This is a genomic window from Streptomyces cacaoi (assembly GCF_006539165.1).
Taxonomy (GTDB): domain Bacteria; phylum Actinomycetota; class Actinomycetes; order Streptomycetales; family Streptomycetaceae; genus Streptomyces; species Streptomyces cacaoi.
This window is the reverse complement of sequence record NZ_BJMM01000016.1, coordinates 47,484-73,314: the sequence shown is the minus strand read 5'-3', so window position 1 is coordinate 73,314 and position 25,831 is coordinate 47,484. Positions and strand designations below refer to the sequence as shown.

Below are 25,831 nucleotides of genomic sequence, written 5' to 3'. Positions count from 1 at the left end.
ACACGACGATGCCCACCGTGACGACCCTCATCTGGATCGCCCTGGCCCTGCTGCTGATCGGCGTGTACCTGAGCTGGACGGCGGGGCGCCTGGACCGGCTGCACGCGCGGATCGACGCGGCCCGCGCCGCCCTGGACGCCACCTTGCTGCGCCGCGCCTCGATCGCCCAGGAGCTGGCCACGGCCGGAGTCCTCGACCCGGCGGCCTCGATCGTCCTCTACCAGGCGGCGCACGACGCGCGCCAGGCCGAGGAGGACCAGCGCGAGGTCGCCGAGAGCGAGCTGACGCAGGCGCTGCGCGCGGTGTTCGCCGACAGCGCACAGATCGAGGCCGTCCGTGCGGCCCCCGGCGGCGAGGACACCGCACAGGAGCTGACCGCGGCCGTGCGCCGGGTGCCGATGGCCCGGCGGTTCCACAACGACGCCGTACGGGCGGCCCGCGCGCTGCGGCGGCACCGCAAGGTGCGCTGGTTCCGGCTGGCCGGGCACGCGCCGTTCCCGCTGGCCTTCGAGATGGACGACGAGCCGCCGCCCGCGCTGGCCGACCGGAGCCAGTAGCGGCAGCCGCGGCAGCGGCCGTCGGCGCGGGCCCGGCGGACACGTCGGCGCAGGCCACAGCTGTGCGATTGGCTCTTTTCCGGAGGGGCCGCGCTCGGCCAACGTGGCGGGCGGACCGCCAAGGGTCCGGTCGCCACCCATCCGTCGAGTGAGGTCACCGTGTCAACTCCGTCCGCATCCGCAGCCTCCCCGTCCGCCCCGTCCCCGTCCTCCCCGGCCGCCGCGACCGGCACGGCGCGCGTCAAGCGCGGTATGGCCGAACAGCTCAAGGGCGGCGTGATCATGGATGTCGTCACCCCGGAGCAGGCCAGGATCGCCGAGGACGCGGGGGCCGTCGCGGTCATGGCCCTGGAGCGGGTCCCGGCCGACATCCGCAAGGACGGCGGGGTGGCCCGGATGTCCGACCCGGACATGATCGAGGGCATCATCGAGGCCGTCTCCATCCCCGTGATGGCCAAGTCCCGGATCGGCCACATCGTCGAGGCCCAGGTGCTCCAGGCGCTCGGTGTGGACTACATCGACGAGTCGGAGGTGCTCACCCCGGCCGACGAGGTCAACCACAGCGACAAGTTCGCCTTCACGACGCCCTTCGTCTGCGGCGCCACCCACCTCGGCGAGGCCCTGCGCCGGATCGCCGAGGGCGCCGCCATGATCCGCTCCAAGGGCGAGGCGGGCACCGGCAACGTGGTCGAGGCCGTGCGGCACATGCGGCAGATCAAGCGCGGGATCGGCGAGCTGACCGTGCTGGACGACAACGAGCTGTACGCGGCGGCCAAGGAACTGCGCGCGCCCTACGAGCTGGTGCGGGAGGTCGCCCGGGCCGGGAAGCTGCCGGTGGTGCTGTTCTCGGCCGGCGGTGTCGCCACTCCGGCCGATGCCGCGCTGATGCGGCAGCTCGGCGCCGAGGGCGTCTTCGTGGGCTCCGGCATCTTCAAGTCGGGCGACCCGGCCCGGCGGGCCGCCGCCATCGTCAAGGCCACCACGTTCTTCGACGACCCGAAGGTGATCGCCGACGTCTCGCGCGGTCTGGGCGAGGCCATGGTCGGCATCAACTGCGACACCCTGCCGGAGGGTGAGCGCTACGCGAGCCGGGGCTGGTGAGCGGCGTGGGGGCACGGCCCGTCGTCGGCGTACTGGCGCTCCAGGGCGATGTCCGCGAGCATCTCGCGGCGCTGGCGGCCTCGGGCGCCGACGCCCGGCCGGTGCGCCGCCCCGAGGAGCTGGCCGGCGTGGACGGGCTCGTCCTGCCCGGCGGCGAGTCGACGACGATGTCCAAACTCGCGCTCGCCTTCGGCCTGATGGCCCCGCTGCGCGAGCGGGTGGCCGCCGGAATGCCCGCGTACGGGTCCTGCGCCGGCATGATCCTGCTGGCGGACAAGATCCTCGATCCGCGCTCCGGCCAGGAGACCGTCGGCGGCATCGACATGATCGTGCGCCGGAACGCCTTCGGACGGCAGAACGAGTCCTTCGAAGCCGCGCTGGAGGTCGACGGAGTGGAAGGGGGACCCGTCGAAGGCGTCTTCATTCGTGCACCATGGGTGGAGTCCACGGGCGCGCGAGCCGAGGTTCTCGCCACGTACGGTGACCATCCGGTGGCCGTACGGCAGGGCAACCTGCTGGCGACGTCCTTCCATCCGGAGCTGACGGGGGACCACCGGGTGCACGGACTGTTCGCGGAGATGGTGCGGTCAGCACGGTGAGTTGCTGGCGGTAGGATCTCCGCCTGACCGACGTTGGTGACTGTGAAGGAGCGAGGCTTTGTCCGGCCACTCTAAGTGGGCTACCACCAAGCACAAGAAGGCCGTGATCGATGCCAAGCGCGGCAAGCTCTTCGCGAAGCTGATCAAGAACATCGAGGTCGCGGCGCGCATGGGCGGGGCGGATCCGGACGGCAACCCGACGCTCTACGACGCGATCCAGAAGGCGAAGAAGCAGTCGGTTCCCAACAAGAACATCGACAGCGCCGTCAAGCGCGGTGCCGGTCTGGAAGCCGGCGGCGCCGAGTACGAGACGATCATGTACGAGGGCTACGGCCCCAACGGCGTGGCCGTCCTCATCGAGTGCCTGACCGACAACCGCAACCGCGCGGCCTCCGACGTGCGCGTCGCGATGACGCGCAACGGCGGCTCCATGGCCGACCCGGGCTCCGTGTCCTACCTGTTCAACCGCAAGGGCGTCGTCATCGTCCCGAAGAACGGGCTGAGCGAGGACGACGTGCTGGGTGCCGTGCTCGAAGCGGGCGCCGAGGAGGTCAACGACCTGGGCGAGTCCTTCGAGGTCGTCAGCGAGGCCACCGACCTGGTCGAGGTGCGCACCGCGCTCGTCGAGGCCGGGATCGACTACGACTCGGCCGACTCCAGCTTCCTGCCCAGCGTCCAGGTGCCGCTGGAGGAGGAGGGCGCGCGCAAGATCTTCAAGCTGATCGACGCGCTGGAGGACAGCGACGACGTGCAGAACGTCTACGCCAACTTCGACGTCTCCGACGACGTGATGGCGAAGGTCGACGCCTGACGGACGCCGCTTCGGCCCCCTCGGGGCAGCCGCGCACCGGCGTACACCGACGGCCCGGCGGGACCCGCTCCCGCCGGGCCGTCGGTGCGTGCGCCCACGCCGACACGCCCCGGCGGCGCGGTCGGTGCCACCCGATAACCTGCGGGAACGACGAGTAGGAGACGGACGGCCCGGTGCGGCCGGCCGGCGCGAGGGGTGGAGGCGCGTTGCGCGTACTGGGAGTTGACCCGGGGCTGACCCGCTGCGGTGTCGGCGTGGTCGACGGGGTCGCGGGCCGGCCGCTCACCATGACGGCCGTCGGCGTGATCCGGACCCCGGCCGAGGCCGAGACCGCCGAGCGTCTCGTCGGCATCGAACGGGGCATGGACGAATGGCTGGACGCACACCGGCCCGAAGTCGTCGCCGTGGAACGGGTGTTCAGCCAGCACAATGTGCGTACGGTCATGGGCACGGCCCAGGCGAGCGCCGTGGCGATGCTGTGCGCGGCACGGCGTGGACTGCCCGTCGCACAGCACACGCCCAGCGAGGTCAAGGCGGCCGTCACCGGCTCGGGCAGCGCCGAGAAGGCACAGGTGGGCGCCATGGTGACGCGGCTGCTGCGGCTGTCGGCGCCGCCCAGACCTGCGGACGCCGCCGACGCGCTGGCGCTCGCCATCTGCCACATCTGGCGCGCCCCCGCACAGGGCCGTCTCCAGCAGGCCCTCGTCGCTCACCGAAGGAAAGGCAGCACACGATGATCGCCTTCGTCTCGGGGCCGGTGGCCTCGCTCGCGCCGGACACCGCGGTGGTGGAGGTCGGCGGCGTCGGCATGGCCGTCCAGTGCACCCCGGGCACGCTCTCCGGGCTGCGGGTCGGCGAGCCCGCCCGGCTGGCCACCTCGCTGGTGGTCCGGGAGGACTCGCTGACGCTCTACGGCTTCGCGGACGACGACGAGCGTCAGGTCTTCGAACTGCTCCAGACCGCCAGCGGGGTGGGGCCGCGGCTGGCCCAGGCGATGCTGGCCGTGCACACCCCCGACGCGCTGCGGCAGGCCGTCTCCGCCGGGGACGAGAAGGCGCTGACCGCCGTGCCGGGCATCGGCAAGAAGGGCGCGCAGAAGCTGCTGCTGGAGCTGAAGGACCGGCTGGGCGAGCCGACCGGCACCGGCGCGCGCGCCGTACGCGGGGGCGCGGGCGCACCGGCAGGCGCCGCGGGCTGGCGGGACCAACTCCACACCGCGCTCGTGGGGTTGGGGTACGCCGCGAAGGAGGCCGACGAGGCCGTGGCGGCGGTCTCCCCGCAGGCCGAGGCCGCGCTCGCCGAGGGCGGCACCCCGCAGGTCGGCCCGCTGCTCAAGGCCGCCCTCCAGACCCTCAACCGGGCCAGGTGATCCGGGTGCCGCCGTCCCGCCCGAACCCCGCGGCGCTCCGGGCGCTGCCGCCCCGGCCGGGCGCGCGCCGGGCCGCGGGGGAGCACCGTCCCACCATCCAGCGGAGGCACAGCGCATGAACCCGGAGAACCGGCTCGTCGGCGCGGAGACCGACGGCGAGGACGCCGACGAACAGGCCGTCGAAGCGGCCCTGCGGCCCAAGCAGTTGGGCGAGTTCATCGGGCAGCCCAAGGTCCGCGAACAGCTCGATCTCGTGCTGCGTGCCGCGCGCGCCCGCGGCGGCACCGCCGACCACGTGCTGCTCTCCGGGGCGCCCGGGCTCGGCAAGACCACTCTTTCGATGATCATCGCGGCGGAGATGGGCGCCCCGATCCGGATCACCTCGGGCCCCGCGATCCAGCACGCCGGCGACCTCGCGGCGATCCTCTCCTCCCTCCAGGAGGGCGAGGTCCTCTTCCTCGACGAGATCCACCGCATGTCCCGCCCGGCCGAAGAGATGCTGTACATGGCCATGGAGGACTTCCGCGTCGACGTGATCGTCGGCAAGGGGCCCGGCGCGACGGCCATTCCGCTGGAGCTGCCGCCGTTCACGCTCGTCGGCGCCACCACGCGGGCCGGGCTCCTGCCGCCGCCGCTGCGCGACCGCTTCGGCTTCACCGCGCACATGGAGTTCTACGAACCCGCCGAGCTGGAGCAGGTCGTGCACCGCTCGGCCCAGCTGCTGGAGGTGCACACCGACCCGGCGGGCGCGGTGGAGATCGCCGGGCGCTCCCGCGGCACCCCGCGCATCGCCAACCGGCTGCTGCGCCGGGTACGCGACTACGCCCAGGTCAAGGGCGACGGGGTGATCACCCGGGAGACCGCCGCCGCCGCGCTGGAGGTGTACGAGGTCGACGCGCGCGGCCTGGACCGGCTCGACCGCGCCGTGCTGGGCGCGCTGCTCAAGCTGTTCGGCGGCGGGCCGGTCGGCCTGTCCACACTGGCCGTCGCTGTCGGTGAGGAACGTGAGACCGTGGAGGAGGTCGCCGAGCCCTTCCTCGTCCGGGAAGGTCTGCTCGCGCGCACCCCCCGTGGCCGCGTGGCTACCCCCGCGGCATGGGCGCACATGGGGCTCACCCCGCCCCAGCAGCCGTCCGGACCGTCCGGTTCCAGCTCAGCGGCGCCCGGTGGCCCCGGGCAGCCCGGCTTGTTCGGAGCGTGACGGAGGAAACTCGCCGGGCCAGGAACCCCGGTGCCATGCTTGACGTTGTTCCATCGGCGAGGGCTCGCTTAGACTCCGCCGACGCCGTCCCTTGAGGGCGGCTTGCCCACCCCCGAATACCCAGGCCGCTGAGACGCGGCCATGCGAAGGAATATCTTCCGCCGTGGATCCTATTGCTCTGCTCCCGTTCATCGTGCTCATCGGGGCCATGTTCCTGATGACCCGCTCGGCCAAGAAGAAGCAGCGTCAGGCCATGCAGATGCGTGACCAGATGCAGCCCGGCACCGGCGTCCGGACGATCGGGGGCATGTACGCCGTCGTCAAGGAGGTCCGGGACGACGCGGTCCTCCTGGAGATCGAGCCGGGCGTGCACGCGCTGTTCGCCAAGAACGCCATCGGTGCCGTGCTCGGTGACGAGGAGTTCGACCGCATCGTCGGCGGCCACGAGGGCGAGGAGCTCGACGGCGACGTGGTCGTCCCGGACGACGCCTCTTCCCTGACGGGCGGAGAGTCCGGCACGAAGGCCGATCTGACGAAGAAGGACGGCGGCGAGGCTCCGGCCGACGACGCCGGGAAGGGCGGGTCCGGCAAGGACGAGCCCGCCGAGGACACCCTGTCCGAGGACGCGAAGGCTGACAAGGCCGACGAGGCCGAGCAGGACGAGAAGGAGGGGGACGCCGGCGCGAAGGACGAGGCTCCCCGCAAGGACTCCGAAGCGGCCGACACCACCAAGGCCGACGGGACCAAGCGGGACGGAGACTCCTCCAAGTAAGGTCGGCGCCGCCGGGCCAACCGACCGGGTCCGGCGGCGTGGCATCACGTCCGCAGACCACTTCGCGTGCCGCCGGCCGCCCAGCCGAACTCATCGGGCGGCACGGGCGGTTGGACAGGGAGAGACGAGAAGGTGGCAGCACCGAAGAGGGGTCGAAGGACTCCCGGAGCCCAGGGGAAGCCATGGCGTCCCCTGGTGCTGATCATCCTGGTCATGGCCGGGCTCGTCGGGGGCATGTTCCTCTCGGGCCACAAGGCGCCTCGGCTGGGGATCGACCTCGCCGGCGGTACGAGCATCACGCTCGAGGCGAAGAACCAGCCGGGCAAGCCCGACGCCATCAACAAGACCAACATGGACACCGCCGTCAGCATCATCGAGCGGCGGGTCAACGGTCTGGGCGTCCAGGAGGCCGAGGTCCAGACGCAGGGCGACCGGCACATCATCGTCAACATCCCGAAGGGGACCAACTCCCAGCAGGCGCGTGAACAGGTCGGCACGACCGCGCAGTTGGCCTTCCGCCCGGTGCTGACGCTGGCACAGTCCGGCCAGAACACACAGCAGCCCGTCCCCACGCCCTCGGGCAAGTCCGGTGACAGGTCACCGGGTTCGTCGGACGACAAGTCCGGCAAGAGCGGCGGCGAGAAGGGCTCCGAGGACGGCAAGTCCGACAAGGGCGGGGACGAGAAGGCGTCGGGCGGCTCCGACGACGAGTCGGATGCAGCCGGTTCCTCCGAGGGTTCCGCCCAGGACGCGCCCGGTCAGGGCCGCGCCGTCACCGACGGCCTGAAGGCGCAGGGCGCCAAGAACGAGCCGACGCCCACGCCGAAGGACAGCGAGTCCGGCAAGCAGTCGCCGTCGCCGTCCCTTCCGCCGCAGCAGCCGCAGCAGCCCGGTGTCCCGGCGGATCTGGCCAAGAAGCTCCAGAAGCTGGATTGCAGCAGCAAGGAGGCCCGGGCCAAGGCGAGTGAGCGTGCGGCGAGCGCCAAGGGCTCCGAGCCGGTCGTCGCCTGCGACGCGCACGACAAGATCAAGTACGCGCTGGGTCCGACGGCCGTCCAGGGCAAGCACGTCGACGACGCGAAGGCGGTCTTCGACCAGCAGCGGGCCCAGTGGATCGTCCAGATGTCGTTCGACGACAAGGGATCCAAGGAATTCGGTTCCATCACCGGCAAGCTGATGCGCAAGCAGCAGCCGCAGAACCAGTTCGCGATCGCGCTGGACGGTGAGGTGCAGTCGGCGCCCACCGTCAATCAGAAGCTGACGAACAACGCCGAGATCTCCGGCAGTTTCACCCAGGAGTCCGCCGAGGAGCTGGGCAACATCCTCTCCTACGGCGCCCTGCCGCTCTCCTTCGAGGAGTCGGACGTCACGACGGTCACCGCCGCGCTGGGCAGCGACCAGCTCACGGCGGGCCTCATCGCGGGCGGTATCGGCCTCGCGCTCGTGATCATCTACCTCGTCACCTACTACCGCGGCCTCTCCCTGATCGCGATCGTCAGCCTGCTGGCCTCCGCGCTGCTGACGTACACGATCATGACGCTGCTCGGGCCGACGATCGGCTTCGCGCTGAACCTGCCGGCGGTGTGCGGTGCGATCGCGGCCATCGGCATCACCGCGGACTCGTTCATCGTCTACTTCGAGCGGATCAGAGACGAGGTGCGCGAGGGACGGACCCTGCGGCCCGCGGTCCAGCGCGCCTGGCCGCGTGCCCGGCGGACGATCCTCGTCTCGGACTTCGTCTCCTTCCTCGCCGCCGCCGTGCTGTTCATCGTGACGGTCGGCAAGGTCCAGGGCTTCGCGTTCACCCTCGGCCTGACGACGGCGCTGGACGTCGTCGTGGTGTTCTTCTTCACCAAGCCCGTCATGACGCTGCTGGCGCGCAGGAAGTTCTTCTCCGAGGGCCATCCCTGGTCCGGCCTCGATCCGAAGCGACTCGGAGCCAGGCCGCCGCTGCGGCGCGGGCGCCGTTCCGCCGTCAGCTCCGAAACGAAGGAGGCCTGAGGTGTCCCGTCTCGGCAACATCGGCGCCCGGCTCTACCGGGGCGAGATCGGCTACGACTTCATCGCCCACCGCAAGCTCTGGTACAGCATCTCGATCCTGATCACCATCACGGCCTTCGTCGGGCTGGTGGTGCGCGGCCTCAACATGGGCATCGAGTTCGAGGGCGGTGCCGTCTTCACGACGCCCAAGACCACCTCCTCCGTCGAGCAGACGACGGAGTCGGCGGAGAAGGTCTCCGGGCACACCGCGATCGTCCAGGAGCTGGGCGACGGCGGAATGCGTGTGCAGGTCGCCGGCGTCGACACCAAGACCTCCGACAAGGTCAAGGACGCGCTGGCGGACGAACTGCACGTCGACACCGAGAAGATCGACGCGCAGCTGGTCGGCCCGAGCTGGGGCGAGCAGATCGCCAACAAGGCGTGGCAGGGGCTCGGGATCTTCATGGTCCTGGTGGTGATCTATCTCGCCATCGCCTTCGAGTGGCGCATGGCGGTGTCCGCCTTCGTCGCCCTCTTCCACGACATCACGATCACGGTCGGTGTGTACTCGCTCGTCGGCTTCGAGGTCACACCGGGCACGGTGATCGGTCTGCTGACGATCCTCGGTTACTCGCTGTACGACACGGTCGTCGTCTTCGACGGTCTGCGCGAGCAGAGCAAGGGCGTCACGAAGCAGACGAAGTTCACCTACAGCGAGATCGCGAACCGCAGCATCAACGGCACCCTGGTGCGGTCCATCAACACCACGGTGGTGGCGCTGCTGCCGGTCGCCGGGCTGCTGTTCATCGGTGGCGGGATGCTCGGCGGCGGCATGCTGAACGACATCGCGCTCTCCCTCTTCGTCGGTCTGGCGGCCGGTGCCTACTCCTCGATCTTCATCGCGACTCCGCTGGTCGCCGACCTCAAGGAGCGGGAGCCGCAGATGAAGGCGCTCGCCAAGCGGGTGCGCGCCAAGCGGCTCAAGGCGGAGGAGCGCGAGAGCCACGAGCAGGCCGGGAACGCCGAGGGCGCCGACGACGCGGCGGGCTCCGAGGACGACGGCCCGCGGGACGATCCGGAGGCCGGGGGGCGGCAGCCGGCGGCGACGGGGGCGCCCGGGCAGCGCCGTCAGCCCTCGTCACGCAACCGCGGCAAGGGGCGCTCCTCGGGCGGCCGGAAGCGGTAGCCCCGCCCCGGGACGGATTCCCGACAGCGCACACGCACCACGGCGGGTGCCGGACTCGACGTCCGGCACCCGCCGTTCGCGTTTCGCCTTCCTGCCCGTGTGCCCGTCTGCCCGTCTGCCCGCGCGCCCGCGCGTCCGCCGTCTGTGCGTCCGCGCCGTCCCGCGTCCCCGGGGTGGTCGGGGGCGGCCAGGGGCGGTCAGGGCCGTTCGCGCTGTTCGGTGCCGGTGCCGGTGCCGGTGCCGGTGCCGGTGTCCGTGCCGGTGCCGCGGTCGACGCGGGGGTAGGCCCGGCGCAGATGGGTGTCGAGCGCGGCCACGGCGCGCTCGGCGTCGCCGTCCTCGATGGCCGCGAGGATGCGGGCGTGGTCGTCGGTGAGGGCGGTGACGCCGGCGGCGGTGTCGGTCATCTCCTCCACGGCGCGTGCCGCGTACCGGTGCACGGAGGTACGGATCGCGGTCATGAAGGCGACCAGCAGGGGATTGCCGGACAGCTCGGCCAGGCCCACATGGAAGGCCGTGTCCAGTTCGTGGAAGGCGGCCAGTTCGAGCCCGGGGGCGCGCATCTCCGCCACGGCCTTCCGCAGCGGCGCGAGGTCCGCCGCGTCCGCCTCGCGGGCGGCGGTCTCCACGGCGAGCCGCTCGATGGCCCAGCGTGCCTCGACGACGTCGGCGAGCGCGAAGGCGGAGAGCCCGAGATGGGTGCCGACGAGGCCGGAGAGCGCGCGCCCGGGGTCGGCGACGAGTATCGCGCCGGCGTCCGGTCCCGAGCCGGTCTGCGCGGTGAGCACCCCGCGGGCCTCCAGGACGCGCATGGCCTCGCGGACGGAGGGGCGGCTGACGCCGAGCAGCGCGGCGAGCTGCCGTTCGCCGGGGAGCCGGTCGCCGACGCGGAGTTCCCCGGAGGCGATGCGCTCGTCGATGCGGTCGAGCACGGCCTCGAAGGTGCGGGTGCGGCGTACGGGGCGCCACTCGGAGTGCTGCCCGTCCCCGGTTGTCGCGTTGCCCATCTGCTGGTGTCTCCTCGCGTCGGTCTCGCCACGGTGCTGCCGCGGGGGACACCCGCGCGCTTCCATCTTGCATGAAGGTGCGGTGTACACATACCTTGCTGTGGTCAGACCACACAACGGGAACGGAGGCGCCGTGCGGGTAGCACTCTTCGTCACGTGCGTGAACGACACGCTCTATCCCCGGACCGGGCAGGCCGTCGTCACGCTGCTGGAGCGGCTCGGCGTCGACGTGGACTTCCCCGAGGGGCAGACCTGCTGCGGGCAGCCGCAGTTCAACACCGGGTACCGGCACGCCACCGAGCCGCTCGTGCACCGGTACGCGCGGGCGTTCGAGGGCTACGACCACATCGTCGTCCCGTCCGGTTCGTGCGCCGCGATGGTGCGGGACAACTATCCGCGGATCGGCGCCAAGGCCGAGCGGGAGGGGCGCGGCACCGAGCTCTCGGAGATCGCCGCCGATGTGGTGCCGCGCACGTGGGAGTTGACGGAGTTCCTCGTCGACGTGCTGGGCGTGACGGACGTCGGCGCCTGGTTCCCGCACACCGTCACCTACCACCCCACCTGTCACGGGCTGCGCATGCTGGGGCTGGGGGAGCGGCCCCGGAAGCTGCTGGAGCAGGTGCGGGGGCTGGAGCTGAAGGAGCTGCCGCAGGCCGAGGAGTGCTGCGGCTTCGGCGGGACCTTCGCCGTGAAGAACGCCGCGGTCTCCACCGAGATGGGCCTCGACAAGGCCCGGCACATCGAGGAGACGGGGGCGCGCGCCGTGTGCACCGTCGACAACTCCTGTCTGATGCACATCGGGGGCACGCTCAGCCGGCAGGGCGCCGAGGCGCGCCCCGTCCATCTGGCCGAGATCCTCGCCTCCACCGAGGAGCACCCGTACGGAGGTCTGTCATGAGCGGCACCTACCTCGGAATGCCCGCCTTTCCGAAGGCGGCGGCCGTCTCCACGCAACAGCCCACGCTGCGCGGCAATCTGACGCACGCCACCCACACCATCCGGGAGAAGCGGGCCCGCGCGGTGGGGGAGCTGGCGGACTGGTCGCGGCTGCGGGCCGCCGGTGCGGCGATCAAGAAGCGCACCCTGCGGCACCTGGACCGCTATCTGGAGCAGGTGGAGGAGCGGGTCACCGCGGCGGGCGGCACCGTGCACTGGGCGCGGGACGCGGCCGAGGCCCAGCGTCTCGTCATCGATCTGGTGCGGGCCACCGGCGAGAGCGAGGTGGTCAAGGTCAAGTCGATGGCCACCCAGGAGATCGAGCTGAACAACGCGCTGGAGGAGGCCGGGATCTCGGCGTACGAGACCGATCTGGCCGAGCTGATCGTGCAGCTGGGGGACGATCTGCCCAGCCACATCCTGGTACCCGCCATCCACCGCAACCGCGCCGAGGTCCGCGACATCTTCCGGCGGCAGATGGGCCGTTGGGGCCGCCCGGCGCCCGAGGGGCTCACCGAGGACCCGGCGGAGCTGGCCGAGGCGGCGCGGCTGCATCTGCGGGAGAAGTTCCTCAAGGCCCGGGTCGGCATCTCCGGCGCGAACTTCGTGGTCGCCGACACCGGCACCCTGTGCGTCGTCGAGTCCGAGGGCAACGGGCGGATGTGTCTGACGCTGCCGGAGACGCTGATCTCCGTCGTCGGCATCGAGAAGGTCGTGCCCAGCTGGCAGGATCTGGAGGTCTTCCTTCAGCTGCTGCCGCGTTCGTCCACCGCGGAGCGGATGAACCCGTACACCTCCACCTGGACGGGCACCACGGACGAGGACGGGCCGCGCGAGTTCCACCTGGTGCTGCTCGACAACGGGCGTACCGACACGCTCGCGGACACCGTGGGGCGCCAGGCGCTGCGCTGCATCCGCTGCTCGGCCTGTCTGAACGTCTGCCCCGTCTACGAGCGGGCCGGCGGCCACGCCTACGGCTCGCCCTATCCGGGGCCCATCGGCGCCATCCTCACCCCGCAACTCCGGGGAACGGGAACGGAGTTGGACGCTTCGCTGCCGTACGCCTCCTCGCTGTGCGGGGCCTGTTACGAGGTCTGTCCGGTGGCCATCGACATCCCGGAGGTGCTGGTGCATCTGCGGGAGCGGGTGGTGGAGGGCGGCCCGGCGACCGTGCGCGGGCAGCGCACCACCCTGCGCCCCGCGTCCGGGCACGCCGCCGAGCGCGCGGCCATGCGCGCCGCGACCTGGGCACTGGACCACCCGGGCGCACTGCGTGCGGGCCAGCGGCTCGCCGCCCGCTCCCGGCGGCTGGTGCCGCGCCGACTGCCCGGCCCGGGCGCCGGCTGGACACGGAGCCGGGACATCCCGGACATCCCGCCGGAGTCGTTCCGTGACTGGTGGCGGCGCGAGCGCGGCGCCGGCACGGCGGACGGGCCCACCGGGGGCGAGCACGGGAGCGACGGGAGCGAACGCGGGAAGGGTGGTGCCGTATGAGCGCGCGCGAGGAGGTCCTGGGCCGGATCCGGCGGGCCCTGGCCGATGTTCCGCCGGACGAGCGGCCCGCGGACGTGCCCGTCACCCGGGACTATCTCCCCGAGCACACGGACCCCGATCCGGAGGCCGCCGCCGCGCTGCTGGCGGAGAACCTGGCGGACTACCGGGCCGTGGTGCACCGCGTCACCGCCGGTCAACTGCCCGGCTGCATCGCCCGGTTGCTGGCCGGGCGGGGCAGCCGGCGGATCGTGGTGCCGCGCGGGCTGCCCGAGCACTGGCTCTCCGGCGTCGCACCCGGTGTCGAGCGGCTGGCGGACGCGCCGGAGCTGACGCACCGGGACCTCGACGCGGTGGACTCCGTCGTCACGGGTGCTGCCGTGGCGATCGCGGAGACCGGGACGGTGGTGCTGGACGCCTCCGCCGACCAGGGCAGCCGGCGGATCACCCTGGTGCCCGACCACCACATCTGCGTCGTGCGGGTGCCCGAGCAGGTGGTGACCTCCGTGCCGCGCGCCCTGGAACGGCTGGACGCGCGCCGGCCGCTCACCTGGATCTCCGGCCCGTCGGCGACGAGCGACATCGAGCTGGAGCGGGTGGAGGGCGTGCACGGGCCGCGCCTGCTGGAGGTGGTCCTCGTGACGGGCACCGAGCCGCCCGGCGAGTCCGGGGAGGTCGGCGCCGCCGGAAGGGCCGAAGAGGTCGGAGCGGCCGGGGGAGCAGGGGAGGCCGGGGAGCGTCAGGAAGGGGCCCACGACCGCTAGAGATCGGATCTATTTCCCTTCGAAGTGATCTGTGTCACGGCTCAGTTGGCAGGTTAGGCGTTACGTTCCTCAGCGGAAACGCGTCTGTCATTTAAAGATCCCATCTCTCTGCTCCGGTGAGCCGCCGTCCCCATGGCTGGGCCCCAAGGCGGGGGGAGGGGAGGAGACTTCGTGACACAGGTCGAGCCGCCCGCCGAAGCCGTCGGGCACACCAGGCAGAAGGCACCCCGGAGAGTCCTCTGGGTCGCCGTGCTCGGGGGCCTCTCCGGCCTCCTGTACGGCTACGACTCGGGGGCGATCTCCGGGGCGCTGGAGCCGCTGACCGACGAGTTCGGCCTGAACTCCACCGGGCAGGGGCTGGTCACCAGCCTGCTGCTGCTCGGAGCGCTGCCCGCCATCGTCGGCGGCTCGCTCGCCGCCCGCCGCTGGGACCGCCGGCATCTGCTCGTCCTGGCCGGGGCGATCTTCGTGCTCGGCTCGATCGGCTGCGGCCTCGCGCCGAACGCCGCCACGCTCATGGTCTGCCGGTTCGTGCTCGGCTTCGCCGTCGGGCTGGCCAACATGTTCGGTCTGATCTATCTGAGCGAGCTGGCGCCGAAGCATCTGCGGGGCCGGATCACCGCGCTGTACCAACTGTCGGTGAACATCGGCATCCTCGCCGCCTACGCCGTCGGCGACGCCCTCTCCGCCTCCGGCGCCTGGGAGTGGATGCTCGGCCTCGGCGCCGTACCCGCCGCCGTGTTCCTCGTCGGCATGGTGCTCAGCCCCGCCGGCCCCCGCTGGCTGATGATGCGCGGCCGCGAGGAGGAGACCCGCCGGGTGCTGCTGAAGCTGCGGCCCGACGCGCGCGAGGCCGAGGCGGAGGTCGCCGAGATCCGGCAGAGCCTGGCACACCAGCACGCCGGGCTCCGGGAGCTGGCCGGGGAGTACCGGCCCGCGCTGGCCATCACCCTCGTACTGACCTTCTTCCAGGTCTTCACCGGCATCAACGCCGTGGTCTACTACGCGCCGATCATCTTCTCCCACCTCACCGGCGGCTCCGACGCCGGAATGATCGCGAACTACGGGGTCGGCGCCGCCCTCGTGCTGTCCACCGCCGTCTCGCTGCCCTTCATCGAACGCCTCGGCAGGGTACGGCTGTTGACCCTCTCCCTGGCCGCGCAGGTGCCGCCCATGGTCGTCCTCGCGCTCTTCCCGGACACCGCCGTTCTCGCCGTGCTCTGCGTCTTCGTCTACACCTTCGCCTTCGGCTTCGGCCTGGGCCCGGTCTTCTGGCTGTACTGCCCCGAGGTGCTGCCGCTGCGTGCCCGTGCGCTGGGCATGGGCGTCATCACCTTCACGCAGTACCTGCTCAACTTCCTCTTCTCGCTGGTCTTCCCGGACGTCCTGAAGGCGATCGGCTCCTCGGTCTTCGGCATCTTCGCCGTCCTGTCCGCGCTCGCCGCCTGGTACGTGGCCCGCAGGGTGCCCGAGACCGCCGGCCGCTCCCTGGAGGAGATCGAACAGTTCTGGCAGCGCGGCGCCCCGGCCCGGGTACCGACTCCCCGCGGCTGAACGCCCGCGGCAGCGGAAGGCCCCCGCCGGAAGGAAGCCCGGCGGGGGCCTTCGTTCTGCCGGTGGGGCGCCGTCCGGCGGTCACAGCTCCCAGACGACGGGGAGGGCGGCGTCGGCGCCGTCCCGGGAGTAGTCGTGGGAGACCTCCAGCAGCTCGCCCATGCGGGCCTGCCAGCGCTGGTTGACCGGCAGCGCGTCCAGTTCGGCGAGCATCCGGGCGTAGTCGTCGACCTCCAGGACGTGGAACAGCTCCGTACCGCTGCGCCAGATCGTCCAGGACGTGACACCGGCCGCCTTGATGGCGGTGACCAGCTCCTCGGGCACCTCGCGGTGTGCGGCCTCGTACTCCTCGACGCGGTCCGGCTTGACGGTGGTGCGCAGCGCGACCTTCATGATGCTCCTCTCCGTCGGTCTCTCGGCTCGGCTCGGCTCACGGCCCGTCCGGGACCGGAAGCCCGGGCGGCAACAGGCCCTCCGTACGCAGGTCCCGCCACAGCCCGGCAGGCAGCGGTGCCGCCAGCAGCGACGCCGCGTCCCGGATCTCGGCGGCGCTGCGGCCGCCCACCAGTACGCAGGCGACGGCCGGGTGGGCGAGCGGGAAGCGCAGCGCGGCGGCCCGCAGCGGAACCCCGTACCGCTCGGCCACCCGCTTGATGTGCAGCGCCCGCTCCAGGACCTCCGGCGGGACGGGCCCGTAGTCGAAGGTCGCCGAGGGCCTCGGGTCGGCGAGCAGGCCGGAGTTGAAGACGCCGCCGATCACCACGGACTTTCCGCGTGCCACGGCCTCCGGGAGCACCTCGCGCGCCCCGTCGTGGTCGAGCAGCGTGTAGCGCCCGGCCAGCAGGACGGCGTCGGCGTCCGTCTCGCGCAGGAACCGGGCGGGCATCGCCGACTGGTTCATGCCCACACCGATCGCGCCGACGACGCCCTCGGCACGCAGCCGCTCCAGCTCCGGGTAGCCCTCACGGAACGCCTGCCCCGGATGGTCGTCCGGGTCGTGCAGATAGGCGATGTCGACCCGGTCGAGGCCGAGCCGCTCCAGGCTGTCCTCCAGGGAGCGGCGGACGCCTTCGGCGCTGAAGTCCCACACCCTGCGCCGGTCGGCGGCGACGGCGAAGCCGCCCTCGGTGTCCCGGCCGCCCGGGCCGCCCGGCTCCAGCAGACGTCCGACCTTCGTCGACAGGACGTACTCGGCGCGCGGCCGGTCCCGCAGCGCCGCGCCCAGCCGCCGCTCGGAGAGCCCCAGCCCGTAGTGCGGCGCGGTGTCGAAGTAGCGCACACCGGCGTCCCAGGCGGCGTCCACCGCGCCCCGCGCCTGCTCCTCGGACACCTCGGTGTACAGGTTGCCGAGGGCTGCTGTGCCGAACGACAGCCGGGTGACCGGGACCTCGCTCGCCCCCAGCGTCGTCGTCGGCAGCGGCGCAGCGGGCGGCGGTACCGGCGGGGTCACGAGGCCGCCGGGCGCAGCCGCAGCCCGTGCATCCCGCCGTCGACCGCCAGCGAGGTGCCGGTGACGGAGGCCGCCGCCGGACCGGCGAGATAGGCCACGGCGGCGGCGACCTCGTCCGCCGTCACCAGCCGGCCCATCGGCTGCCGTGCCTCCAGCGCCGCGCGCTCGGCCTCCGGGTCGTCCGCCGCGTCCAGCAGCCGGCCCACCCACGGAGTGTCGGCGGTGCCGGGGTTGACGCAGTTGACACGGATGCCCTCGCGTATGTGATCGGCCGCCATGGCGAGCGTCAGCGAGTACACCCCGCCCTTGGTGGCGCTGTACAGGGCGCGCTGGGGGAGCCCGGCGGTGGCCGCGATCGAGCAGGTGTTGACGATCGCGGCGTGCGCGGAGCGCCGCAGATACGGCAGCGCGGCGCGGGTGGTGCGCACGATGCCGAGCACGTTGATGTCGTAGACCCGGTGCCACTCCTCGTCCGGGTTGTCCTCGACGGTTCCGGCCGCGCCCACGCCCGCGTTGTTGACGAGGATGTCCAGCCCGCCCAGGTCCGCCGCCGCGGCGTCCACGGCGGACCGTACCGAGGCGTCGTCGGACACGTCCGCGCGGTAGGGCAGCAGCGGTGCCGTGGCGGCCTCCGGGGCGAGGTCGAGCACGGCGACGCGGGCGCCGAGATCGGACAGGGCGCGGGCCACGGCGTGCCCGATGCCGGAACCGCCGCCCGTGACGACGGCGGTGAGTCCCTGGAGTGAGGTCATGCTGCCTCCCTTTCGCTGTCGGTACCGTTGCTGCCCTTGCTGCCCTTGCCGCCCGTGCCGTCGGGGCCGTCGGTGGTGTTCCCGGTGGCCTCGGCCTTGTCGATCTCGTCGATCTCGTCGGCCTCGCCGCTGTCGGACGCCCAGAACTCCCCGTCCGGGTAGGTGTAGCGGGCCAGGGACGTCTCGTACATCTGCGCGGAGAAACCGGGTGCGGTCGGGGTGACGTAGTGCCCGTCGCGCACCGCGGCCGGGGTCAGGAAGTGTTCGTGCAGATGGTCGACGAACTCGATGGCCCGGTCCTCGGTCGTGCCGGAGAGCGCGACGTAGTCGAACATCGAGAGGTGCTGGACGAGTTCGCACAGCCCGACCCCGCCCGCGTGCGGGCACACCGGCACGTCGAACTTCGCGGCGAGCAGCAGGATCGCGAGGTTCTCGTTGACGCCGGCGACCCGGGCCGCGTCGATCTGGAGGACGTCCAGCGCGCCGGCCTGGAGCAGCTGCTTGAACACGACGCGGTTGTGGACGTGTTCGCCGGTGGCGACCTTCACGGGGGCGACGGCGCGGCGCACCGCGGCGTGCCCGAGGACGTCGTCGGGGCTGGTGGGCTCCTCGATCCAGTACGGGTCGTAGGGCGCGAGCGCCCGCGTCCAGCGGATCGCCTCCGGCACGTCCCAGCGCTGGTTGGCGTCGACGGCGATACGGACGGCGTCCCCGACGGTCTCGCGGGCCAGCCGACAGCGGCGGACGTCGTCGTCCAGATCGGCGCCCACCTTCAGCTTGATCTGGGTGAACCCGTCGGCGACGGCTTCGCGGGCCAGCCGCACCAGCTTCTCGTCGGAGTAGCCGAGCCAGCCCGGCGAGGTGGTGTAGCCGGGGTAGCCGCGCTCCAGCAGCCGCGCCCGGCGCCCGGCCGCGCCCTCCCGGCCCCGGCGCAGCAGCTCCAGGGCCTCGTCGCGGGTGAGCGCGTCGGTGAGGTAGGTGAAGTCGACCTGGGAGACGAGCCATTCGGGCTCGGCGTCGGCGAGCAGCTGCCACAGCGGTTTGCCCTCGCGTTTGGCCGCGAGGTCCCAGACGGCGTTCAGCACGGCGCCGACGGCCATGTGCATCACGCCCTTCTCCGGGCCCAGCCAGCGCAGTTGGCTGTCCCACAGCAGATCGCGGGAGAGCGTGCCGGGGTCGGCGCAGAGCGCGGCGACGGGACGGCCGACGACATGGTGGCGCAGCGCCTCGATGGCGGCGACCTGGACGTCGTTGCCCCGTCCGATGGTGAAGGTGAAGCCGTGCCCCTCCAGCCCGTCCCCGGCGTCGGTGCGCAGCACGACGTAGGCGGCGGAGTAGTCGGGGTCGGGGTTCATGGCGTCGGATCCGTCGAGCCGACGCGAGGTGGGGAAGCGGACGTCGTGGGTGTCGAGAGAGGTGATGACGGCGTCCGTGCGGGAAGTGGCGGTCACCGAACGGCCTTTCGTACTCGTCCGCGGCGCGGGGCGTCCGCGCGCGGGTGCGGGGGCATGCCGGAGCCGCTCATGCCGGGGTGAAGGTCTGACGCTGGGTGCCGAGTCCGTCGATGCCGAGCTCGACGGTGTCCCCGGCGCGCAGATAGGGCTGCCCGGGCAGCCCGAGCGCGACCCCCGCCGGGGTGCCGGTGTTGATGACGTCGCCGGGCTCCAGCACCATGTACCGGCTCAGATACCGGACGAGGTACGGGACGTCGAAGATCATGTCCTTGGTGCTGCCGTGCTGCCGCTCGGTGCCGTTGACGGACAGCCGCAGCCCCAGGGCGCCCGGGTCGCCCACCTCGTCTGGGGTGACGAGCTGCGGCCCGAGCGGATTGAAGGTCTCGCAGGACTTGCCGAGGTCCCACTGCGGCGACAGCTCCAGCTGGAACTCCCGCTCGGAGACGTCGTGGCTGACGGCGTACCCGGCGACGACCGCGGTGGCCTCCGCCGGGGTCTCCAGATAGCGGGCGCGGGCGCCGATGACGACGGCGAGCTCCACCTCCCAGTCGGTCTTCACCGAGCCGCGCGGGATGAGCACGTCGTCGTACGGGCCGACGACGGTGCCCGGGTCCTTCATGAACACCACGGGACGCTCGGGCACGGCGGCACCGGTCTCGGCCGCGTGGTCGCGGTAGTTGAGCCCGACGCAGACGACCTTGCCGGGCCGGGCGACGGGCGGCGCCACGCGCAGGCCGTCGGTCTCCAGCCGGGGCAGGGAGCCGGCGGCGAGCGCCGCGCGGGCCCGGTCCGGGCCGCCGCCGGCGAGGAAGGCCCCGTCGATGTCCGGGGTCAGACCGCGCAGGTCCCACACCGTGCCGTCTTCCGTCAGGGCGGCCGGGGTCTCGGCCCCGGGAGCGCCGAAGCGCATCAGTCTCACCGTCGGCTCCTTCGCAGTCGCCCGCCCGAGGGCAGGCCGGGTAGTGCTCGGATGGCTGTGCCATCAGACGGCAGGATCCTACGGATTGCGCCGGTGGATCGGCAATAGACATCGGATGTATCCAGCCGTTTCCCCGTGGGAGCCGCCTCACATCCTTGTCCCGGACCGGCGCGCTGGGCTATACCGGAGCGCGCAGAAGTCATCGGATGTCTCGCCGGCGTCCGGCACCGGCCCGAAGGAGTGCCCGTGGAGCTGACCGTGGACGCGCACCACCACCTCTGGGACCCGGGAGCCCGCGCCTATCCCTGGATGGACGGCCCCCGGTTCGACCCGATCCGGCGTCCGATGACGGAGCGCGACCTGCGGGCGCACCTCGGCGCCGAGGCCCGCGGCATCCTCGTCCAGACGGTCGCCGACCCCGCCGAGACCTCCGACTTCCTGCGGATCGCCGCCGGCTCGCCCTCCGTCGCCGCCGTCGTCGGCTGGGCCGACCTCACGGAGCCCGAACCCGCCCTCCCCGACGACCCGTTGCTCGTCGGACTGCGCCACCAGGCCGAGGACGAACCCGACCCGGACTGGCTGCTGCGCCCCGACGTCCAGCGGTCCCTCGCCGCGCTCGGCGCCCGCGGCCTCGTCTACGACCTCCTCGTGCGCGCGCCCCAGCGGCACGCGGCGCTCGCCTGCGCGCGCGCCCTGCCCGAGGTCTCCTTCGTCCTCGACCACGCCGGGAAGCCGGGCATCGCGGCGGGCGAATGGGACAGCTGGGCGCCCTGGCTGACCGCGATGGCCGCCTGCCCCAACGTCACCTGCAAGCTCTCCGGGCTGATCACCGAGGCGCCCTGGGACAGCTGGGACACGGCCCAGCTGCGCCCCTACGCCGAGCACGTCCTCGACGCCTTCGGGCCCGAGCGCGTCATGTTCGGCTCCGACTGGCCGGTGTGCGAACTCGCGGGCGGCTACGGGGCGGTGCGCCGGGTGACGGCCGAACTCCTGGCCGGCTGCTCCGCCGCCGAGCGCACCGCGGTACTCGGCGACTGCGCCCGCCGCGTCTACGGCCTGCCCGCCGTCTGAGGCCGCACACCGGGCCCCCGACCCGATCGGCCCCGTCGGACCCGGCGAATCCCAGGTGAGAGACTCGTCCCATGACTGACAGGAGCGCCCCTGCCGCCGCACCGTCCGCCGTCGCCGGGAGCACCGGCATCACCGAGGAGGCCCGCGCGCTGCTGGCCGACCGGATCCACGACGTGCCGGACTACCCGAAGCCCGGCGTGGTCTTCAAGGACATCACGCCGCTGCTCGCGGACCCGACGGCGTTCGCCACGCTCACCGACGTGCTCGCCGGGGCCGTCGCCCGGCACGGCGCCACCAAGGTCGTCGGCCTGGAGGCACGCGGCTTCATCCTCGCCGCCCCCGCCGCCGTCCGCGCGGGCGTCGGCTTCGTGCCCGTCCGCAAGGCCGGCAAGCTCCCCGGGGCCACGCTCGCGCAGGCGTACGAGCTGGAGTACGGCAGCGCCGAGATCGAGGTGCACGCCGAGGACCTCACGCCCGAGGACCGCGTCCTGGTGATCGACGACGTGCTGGCCACCGGCGGCACGGCCGAGGCGTCCGTCCAGCTCATCCGCCGGGCCGGCGCCCGGGTCGCGGGCGTCGCCATGCTGCTGGAGCTGGGCTTCCTGGACGGCCGGGCGAAGCTGGAGCCCGCGCTGGCGGGCGCCCCGCTGGAGTCCCTCGTCACCGTCTGACCACCCCGCGTGCCTGGCCGGGGCCAGGCCGTCGTCCCCGGCCGCGGGTGCGCCGGGGCGCCGGGTGTGCCGCGCACCACTGGGGCATACCGCGGCGGACGGATACGTTGCACACATCGGACGGCCACCACCGGCCGGGTCCCCGCCCTCTCCGGGAGGGCCCGCCGTACGGCGGTGGCTACCATGGCAGTCCGACCCGGGGTCCATCGAGGAGTGCTTTTGCCAGACGAGGCCCAGCAGCTCGCCGCCGCGCAGCGCGAGGACGCAGCAGGGCGCGGCGGCGCCGCGGCGACGGGTGCGTCGTCCGCGCAGGGCGGCGTGGCCGGCGGCTCCCGCGGCGCCAAGGGCGCGGCGAGGAACGAACCCGCCCCGAAGAAGGCGCCCCGCACACCGGCCGAGGCCCGCTCCGAGGCCGCCGGTGCGTCCGGCGCCCCGGACCCGGGGCAGGACGGCTCCCGGGACCGCGAGCGGGTGGCCCCGGCCCGTGCCGTCTCCGGCGTCTCCGGGCGCTCCGGCTCCTCCAACCGCGTACGCGCCCGGCTGGCCCGGCTCGGGGTCCAGCGCTCCAGCCCGTTCAACCCGGTGCTGGAGCCGCTGCTGCGCATCGTCCGCAGCAACGACCCCAAGATCGAGTCCTCGACGCTGCGCCAGATCGAGCGGGCCTACCAGGTCGCCGAGCGCTGGCACCGCGGCCAGAAGCGCAAGAGCGGCGACCCGTACATCACGCATCCGCTCGCCGTCACGACGATCCTCGCCGAGCTGGGCATGGACCCGGCCACGCTGATGGCCGGGCTGCTGCACGACACCGTCGAGGACACCGAGTACGGCCTCGACACCCTGCGCCGGGACTTCGGCGACCAGGTGGCCCTGCTGGTCGACGGCGTGACCAAGCTCGACAAGGTCAAGTTCGGCGAGGCCGCGCAGGCCGAGACGGTCCGCAAGATGGTCGTCGCCATGGCCAAGGACCCCCGCGTCCTGGTCATCAAGCTCGCCGACCGGCTGCACAACATGCGCACGATGCGCTACCTCAAGCGGTCCAAGCAGGAGCAGAAGGCCCGCGAGACGCTGGAGATCTTCGCCCCGCTGGCACACCGGCTGGGCATGAACACCATCAAGTGGGAGCTGGAGGATCTGGCGTTCGCCATCCTCTACCCGAAGATGTACGACGAGATCGTCCGGCTCGTCGCCGAGCGCGCGCCCAAGCGGGACGAGTATCTGGCCGTCGTCACCGACGAGGTCCAGGCCGATCTGCGCGCCGCCCGGATCAAGGCCACCGTCACCGGCCGCCCCAAGCACTACTACAGCGTCTACCAGAAGATGATCGTCCGCGGCCGGGACTTCGCGGAGATCTACGACCTGGTCGGCATCCGCGTCCTCGTCGACACCGTGCGCGACTGCTACGCGGCACTGGGCACCGTCCACGCCCGCTGGAACCCGGTTCCGGGGCGGTTCAAGGACTACATCGCGATGCCCAAGTTCAACATGTACCAGTCGCTGCACACGACGGTCATAGGGCCCGGCGGCAAGCCCGTCGAACTCCAGATCCGCACCTTCGACATGCACCGCCGCGCCGAGTACGGCATCGCCGCGCACTGGAAGTACAAGCAGCAGGCCGTGGCCGGTGCCTCCAAGGTGCGCACCGATGTGCCCAAGGGCGGCAAGGACCAGGACACCATCAACGACATGTCCTGGCTGCGCCAGTTGCTCGACTGGCAGAAGGAGACGGAGGATCCGGGCGAGTTCCTGGAGTCCCTGCGCTTCGACCTCTCCCGCAACGAGGTCTTCGTCTTCACCCCCAAGGGCGATGTCATCGCCCTTCCCGCGGGCGCCACTTCGGTCGACTTCGCCTACGCCGTGCACACCGAGGTCGGGCACCGCACCATCGGCGCACGCGTCAACGGCCGCCTGGTGCCGCTGGAGTCGACGCTCGACAACGGCGACACCGTCGAGGTCTTCACCTCCAAGGCGTCCGGCGCCGGCCCGTCCCGCGACTGGCTCGGCTTCGTCAAGTCCCCGCGCGCCCGCAACAAGATCCGCGCCTGGTTCACCCGGGAGCGGCGCGACGAGGCCATCGAGCAGGGCAAGGACGCCATCGTCCGCGCGATGCGCAAGCAGAACCTGCCCATCCAGCGCATCCTCACCGGCGACTCCCTGGTCACCCTCGCGCACGAGCTGCGCTACCCGGACATCTCCGCGCTCTACGCGGCCATCGGCGAGGGCCATGTCTCGGCGCAGAACATCTGCCACAAGCTGGTGCAGGCCCTCGGCGGCGAGGACGAGGCCAAGGAGGATCTCGCCGAGACGGCGCCCCCGATGCCCACCCGCACCCGGCGGCGCAACACCGCCGACCCCGGCGTGGTCGTCAAGGGCGTCGGCTCCGATGTGTGGGTCAAGCTCGCCCGCTGCTGCACACCCGTGCCGGGCGATCCCATCATCGGCTTCGTCACCCGGGGCAACGGCGTCTCGGTGCACCGCGCCGACTGCGTCAACGTCGACTCGCTCTCCCGCGAGCCCGAACGCATCCTCGACGTCGAGTGGGCCCCCACCCAGTCCTCGGTGTTCCTGGTGGCCATCCAGGTCGAGGCGCTGGACCGCTCCCGGCTGCTCTCGGACGTCACCCGCGTGCTGTCCGACCAGCACGTCAACATCCTCTCGGCCGCGGTCCAGACCTCCCGCGACCGGGTGGCGACCTCCCGCTTCACCTTCGAGATGGGCGACCCGAAGCACCTCGGCCACGTCCTGAAGGCCGTCCGCGGTGTGGAGGGCGTCTACGACGTCTACCGCGTGACGTCCGCGCGGCGGCCCTGACCGTCGCGCACCGGCGGGCGGACCCGACGAAGCGACACGGAGCGGGGCCCCGCCCCCGAACTCCCGGCCGATGACCGGGCTTTCGGGCGCGGGGCCCCGGTGTCCTGCCGGACCCGTGCGGGCCGCCGGCTCAGCCGCCGAACTCCTGGAGGCCCTTGAGTGCCTGGTCGAGCAGGGCCTGCCGCCCGGCCAGCTCCTTCTCCAGCTTGTCGGCCTTGGCGGTGTTGCCGGCGGCGCGGGCGGCCTCCGCGTCGGCGCGGAGCTTGTCGACGGCGTCCTGGAGCTGGCCGGTCAGCCCCTCCGCACGGGCCCGGGCCTCCGGGTTGGTGCGGCGCCACTCGGCCTCCTCGGCCTGCTGGATCGCCTGCTCGACCGCCCGCATCCGGCCCTCGACCTTCGGCCGGGCCTCACGCGGCACGTGCCCGATGGCGTCCCACCGCTCGTTGAGCGAACGGAACGCGCTGCGCGCGGCCTTGAGGTCGGTGACGGGCAGCAGCTTCTCCGCCTCGGCGGCCAGCTCCTCCTTCTGCGTGAGGTTCTCGCGCTGCTCGCTGTCGCGCTCCGCGAACGCCTCGCTGCGGGCCTGGAAGAAGACGTCCTGCGCACCGCGGAAGCGGCTCCACAGATCCTCCTCGTGCTCCCGCTGCGCGCGCCCCGCGGCCTTCCACTCCTGCATCAGCTCGCGGTACTTGGCGGCGGTGGGCCCCCAGTCGCGGGAGTCGGAGAGCGCCTGCGCCTCGGCGACGAGCTTCTCCTTGCGCTTGCGTGCCTCCTCGCGCTGCGCGTCGAGGTGCGCGAAGTGCGCCTTGCGGCGCTTGGAGAAGGCCGACCGGGCGTGCGAGAAGCGGTGCCACAGCTCGTCGTCGCTCTTGCGGTCCAGCCGCGGCAGGCCCTTCCAGGTCTCGACGAGCGCGCGGAGCCGCTCCCCGGCCGCCCGCCACTGCTCGCTCTGCGCCAGCTCCTCGGCCTCGGCCACCAGTTGCTCCTTGGCGGCGCGTGCCTCCTCGGCCTGGCGGGCCTTCTGCACCTTGCGCTCCTCGCGCCGCTCCTGCACCGTCTCGACGAGCTTGTCGAGACGGGTGCGCAGCGCGTCGAGATCGCCGACGGCGTGGTGCGCGTCGACCTGCTCCCGCAGGTGCTCGATCGCCGTCGTCGCGTCCTTGGCCGACAGGTCGGTGGTCTCGACCCGGCGCTCCAGCAGACCGATTTCCACGACCAGACCTTCGTACTTGCGCTTGAAGTAGGCGAGGGCCTCATCGGGCGAGCCCGCCTGCCACGACCCGGCGACCTTCTCGCCCTCGGCCGTCCGCACGTACACAGTCCCCGCGTCGTCGACGCGGCCCCACGGGTCGCTGCTCACAGCGCCTCCTCCACATGA

General features: G+C 72.4%; 24 protein-coding genes. 17 read left to right on the top strand and 7 right to left on the bottom strand.

Translation table 11 applies throughout. The annotated features are described in order from the left end of the window. Positions 1 to 8: 8 nt before the first annotated feature. From SCA03_RS16895 to secF, 10 genes are all read left to right on the top strand, one after another. Positions 9 to 557, top strand: coding sequence for a membrane protein (locus SCA03_RS16895; protein ID WP_030893191.1), 549 nt, complete (start codon positions 9 to 11; stop codon positions 555 to 557). 159 nt (positions 558 to 716) lie between these two features. After that, entirely contained in the window at positions 717 to 1,658 is a 942-nt protein-coding gene (gene pdxS / locus SCA03_RS16890; protein ID WP_030893194.1) for a pyridoxal 5'-phosphate synthase lyase subunit PdxS, read from the top strand. Between the two features lie 5 nt (positions 1,659 to 1,663). Then, the gene (pdxT, locus tag SCA03_RS16885; RefSeq protein ID WP_030875533.1) at positions 1,664 to 2,257 is read left to right on the top strand and encodes a pyridoxal 5'-phosphate synthase glutaminase subunit PdxT; all 594 of its coding nucleotides are present in this window, start codon (positions 1,664 to 1,666) and stop codon (positions 2,255 to 2,257) included. Between the two features lie 58 nt (positions 2,258 to 2,315). Beyond that, positions 2,316 to 3,068, top strand: coding sequence for a YebC/PmpR family DNA-binding transcriptional regulator (locus SCA03_RS16880; RefSeq protein WP_030875537.1), 753 nt, complete (start codon positions 2,316 to 2,318; stop codon positions 3,066 to 3,068). A 206-nt stretch (positions 3,069 to 3,274) separates the two neighbouring features. Next, complete coding sequence (gene ruvC / locus SCA03_RS16875) at positions 3,275 to 3,805, top strand: crossover junction endodeoxyribonuclease RuvC (RefSeq protein WP_030875540.1); 531 nt, start codon at positions 3,275 to 3,277, stop codon at positions 3,803 to 3,805. Then, a complete protein-coding gene (gene ruvA / locus SCA03_RS16870) occupies positions 3,802 to 4,437 on the top strand; it encodes a Holliday junction branch migration protein RuvA (protein WP_030875543.1) in 636 nt (211 codons plus the stop codon). Before ruvC ends, ruvA begins: the two co-directional genes overlap by 4 nt. Before the next feature lie 115 nt (positions 4,438 to 4,552). After that, a complete protein-coding gene (gene ruvB / locus SCA03_RS16865) occupies positions 4,553 to 5,638 on the top strand; it encodes a Holliday junction branch migration DNA helicase RuvB (RefSeq protein WP_030875546.1) in 1,086 nt (361 codons plus the stop codon). Positions 5,639 to 5,801: 163 nt separating this feature from the next. Then, positions 5,802 to 6,410 (top strand): preprotein translocase subunit YajC, encoded by a 609-nt coding sequence (gene yajC / locus SCA03_RS16860; RefSeq protein WP_086814539.1) that lies wholly within the window; start codon positions 5,802 to 5,804, stop codon positions 6,408 to 6,410. A gap of 132 nt (positions 6,411 to 6,542) precedes the next feature. Continuing rightward, the gene (gene secD / locus SCA03_RS16855) at positions 6,543 to 8,411 is read left to right on the top strand and encodes a protein translocase subunit SecD (RefSeq protein WP_086814538.1); all 1,869 of its coding nucleotides are present in this window, start codon (positions 6,543 to 6,545) and stop codon (positions 8,409 to 8,411) included. Between the two features lies 1 nt (position 8,412). Further along, complete coding sequence (secF, locus tag SCA03_RS16850) at positions 8,413 to 9,576, top strand: protein translocase subunit SecF (RefSeq protein ID WP_030893206.1); 1,164 nt, start codon at positions 8,413 to 8,415, stop codon at positions 9,574 to 9,576. A gap of 197 nt (positions 9,577 to 9,773) precedes the next feature. On the opposite strand, the gene SCA03_RS16845 is transcribed toward secF, so the two are convergent. Then, complete coding sequence (locus SCA03_RS16845; protein ID WP_063764722.1) at positions 9,774 to 10,583, bottom strand: FadR/GntR family transcriptional regulator; 810 nt, start codon at positions 10,581 to 10,583, stop codon at positions 9,774 to 9,776. A 133-nt stretch (positions 10,584 to 10,716) separates the two neighbouring features. Here SCA03_RS16845 and SCA03_RS16840 point away from each other — a divergent pair, with 133 nt between their 5' ends. The 4 genes from SCA03_RS16840 (at position 10,717) to SCA03_RS16825 (ending at position 15,328) form a co-directional block, all read left to right on the top strand. Continuing rightward, the gene (locus SCA03_RS16840; protein WP_030875561.1) at positions 10,717 to 11,481 is read left to right on the top strand and encodes a (Fe-S)-binding protein; all 765 of its coding nucleotides are present in this window, start codon (positions 10,717 to 10,719) and stop codon (positions 11,479 to 11,481) included. Continuing rightward, complete coding sequence (locus SCA03_RS16835) at positions 11,478 to 13,013, top strand: lactate utilization protein B (RefSeq protein WP_086814537.1); 1,536 nt, start codon at positions 11,478 to 11,480, stop codon at positions 13,011 to 13,013. Before SCA03_RS16840 ends, SCA03_RS16835 begins: the two co-directional genes overlap by 4 nt. Continuing rightward, complete coding sequence (locus SCA03_RS16830) at positions 13,010 to 13,774, top strand: LutC/YkgG family protein (RefSeq protein ID WP_086814536.1); 765 nt, start codon at positions 13,010 to 13,012, stop codon at positions 13,772 to 13,774. The genes SCA03_RS16835 and SCA03_RS16830 overlap by 4 nt, the downstream gene beginning before the upstream one ends. Positions 13,775 to 13,945: 171 nt before the next feature. Then, positions 13,946 to 15,328: a sugar porter family MFS transporter gene (locus SCA03_RS16825; protein ID WP_201453780.1), complete on the top strand. Its 1,383-nt coding sequence runs from the start codon at positions 13,946 to 13,948 to the stop codon at positions 15,326 to 15,328. Between the two features lie 81 nt (positions 15,329 to 15,409). Here SCA03_RS16825 and SCA03_RS16820 read toward each other — a convergent pair whose 3' ends face one another. The 5 genes from SCA03_RS16820 to SCA03_RS16800 all read right to left on the bottom strand — a co-directional run bounded on the left by SCA03_RS16820 (position 15,410) and on the right by SCA03_RS16800 (position 19,903). Beyond that, the gene (locus SCA03_RS16820) at positions 15,410 to 15,721 is read right to left on the bottom strand and encodes an L-rhamnose mutarotase (RefSeq protein ID WP_086814534.1); all 312 of its coding nucleotides are present in this window, start codon (positions 15,719 to 15,721) and stop codon (positions 15,410 to 15,412) included. 37 nt (positions 15,722 to 15,758) lie between these two features. Further along, positions 15,759 to 16,745, bottom strand: coding sequence for an aldo/keto reductase (locus SCA03_RS16815; protein WP_086814540.1), 987 nt, complete (start codon positions 16,743 to 16,745; stop codon positions 15,759 to 15,761). A gap of 29 nt (positions 16,746 to 16,774) precedes the next feature. Beyond that, on the bottom strand, positions 16,775 to 17,530 hold the full coding sequence (locus SCA03_RS16810) for an SDR family NAD(P)-dependent oxidoreductase (RefSeq protein WP_086814533.1): 756 nt from the start codon (positions 17,528 to 17,530) through the stop codon (positions 16,775 to 16,777). Further along, positions 17,527 to 18,981, bottom strand: a complete 1,455-nt coding sequence (locus tag SCA03_RS16805; protein WP_086814532.1) for an L-fuconate dehydratase — start codon at positions 18,979 to 18,981, stop codon at positions 17,527 to 17,529. The genes SCA03_RS16810 and SCA03_RS16805 overlap by 4 nt, the downstream gene beginning before the upstream one ends. Before the next feature lie 70 nt (positions 18,982 to 19,051). Beyond that, on the bottom strand, positions 19,052 to 19,903 hold the full coding sequence (locus tag SCA03_RS16800; protein WP_086814531.1) for a fumarylacetoacetate hydrolase family protein: 852 nt from the start codon (positions 19,901 to 19,903) through the stop codon (positions 19,052 to 19,054). A gap of 246 nt (positions 19,904 to 20,149) precedes the next feature. Between SCA03_RS16800 and SCA03_RS16795 the strand changes: the two genes are divergently transcribed. From SCA03_RS16795 to SCA03_RS16785, 3 genes are all read left to right on the top strand, one after another. Continuing rightward, positions 20,150 to 20,974, top strand: coding sequence for an amidohydrolase family protein (locus tag SCA03_RS16795; RefSeq protein ID WP_308697908.1), 825 nt, complete (start codon positions 20,150 to 20,152; stop codon positions 20,972 to 20,974). Positions 20,975 to 21,045: 71 nt separating this feature from the next. Beyond that, the gene (locus SCA03_RS16790; RefSeq protein ID WP_078872766.1) at positions 21,046 to 21,645 is read left to right on the top strand and encodes an adenine phosphoribosyltransferase; all 600 of its coding nucleotides are present in this window, start codon (positions 21,046 to 21,048) and stop codon (positions 21,643 to 21,645) included. Between the two features lie 219 nt (positions 21,646 to 21,864). Continuing rightward, a complete protein-coding gene (locus tag SCA03_RS16785) occupies positions 21,865 to 24,453 on the top strand; it encodes a RelA/SpoT family protein (RefSeq protein WP_187767568.1) in 2,589 nt (862 codons plus the stop codon). A gap of 130 nt (positions 24,454 to 24,583) precedes the next feature. On the opposite strand, the gene SCA03_RS16780 is transcribed toward SCA03_RS16785, so the two are convergent. Next, a complete protein-coding gene (locus SCA03_RS16780) occupies positions 24,584 to 25,813 on the bottom strand; it encodes a DUF349 domain-containing protein (protein WP_030875596.1) in 1,230 nt (409 codons plus the stop codon). Positions 25,814 to 25,831 lie beyond the last annotated feature (18 nt).

What these genes read in the sequence shown, in the direction of transcription:
- SCA03_RS16835 (WP_086814537.1), top strand. Translation starts at nt 11,478, where the DNA reads ATGAGCGGCACCTACCTCGGAATGCCCGCCTTTCCGAAGGCGGCGGCC.
- SCA03_RS16830 (WP_086814536.1), top strand. Translation starts at nt 13,010, where the DNA reads ATGAGCGCGCGCGAGGAGGTCCTGGGCCGGATCCGGCGGGCCCTGGCC.
- ruvB (WP_030875546.1), top strand. Translation starts at nt 4,553, where the DNA reads ATGAACCCGGAGAACCGGCTCGTCGGCGCGGAGACCGACGGCGAGGAC.
- SCA03_RS16820 (WP_086814534.1), bottom strand. Translation starts at nt 15,721, where the DNA reads ATGAAGGTCGCGCTGCGCACCACCGTCAAGCCGGACCGCGTCGAGGAG.
- SCA03_RS16895 (WP_030893191.1), top strand. Translation starts at nt 9, where the DNA reads ATGCCCACCGTGACGACCCTCATCTGGATCGCCCTGGCCCTGCTGCTG.
- SCA03_RS16790 (WP_078872766.1), top strand. Translation starts at nt 21,046, where the DNA reads ATGACTGACAGGAGCGCCCCTGCCGCCGCACCGTCCGCCGTCGCCGGG.
- SCA03_RS16845 (WP_063764722.1), bottom strand. Translation starts at nt 10,583, where the DNA reads ATGGGCAACGCGACAACCGGGGACGGGCAGCACTCCGAGTGGCGCCCC.
- ruvA (WP_030875543.1), top strand. Translation starts at nt 3,802, where the DNA reads ATGATCGCCTTCGTCTCGGGGCCGGTGGCCTCGCTCGCGCCGGACACC.
- SCA03_RS16810 (WP_086814533.1), bottom strand. Translation starts at nt 17,530, where the DNA reads ATGACCTCACTCCAGGGACTCACCGCCGTCGTCACGGGCGGCGGTTCC.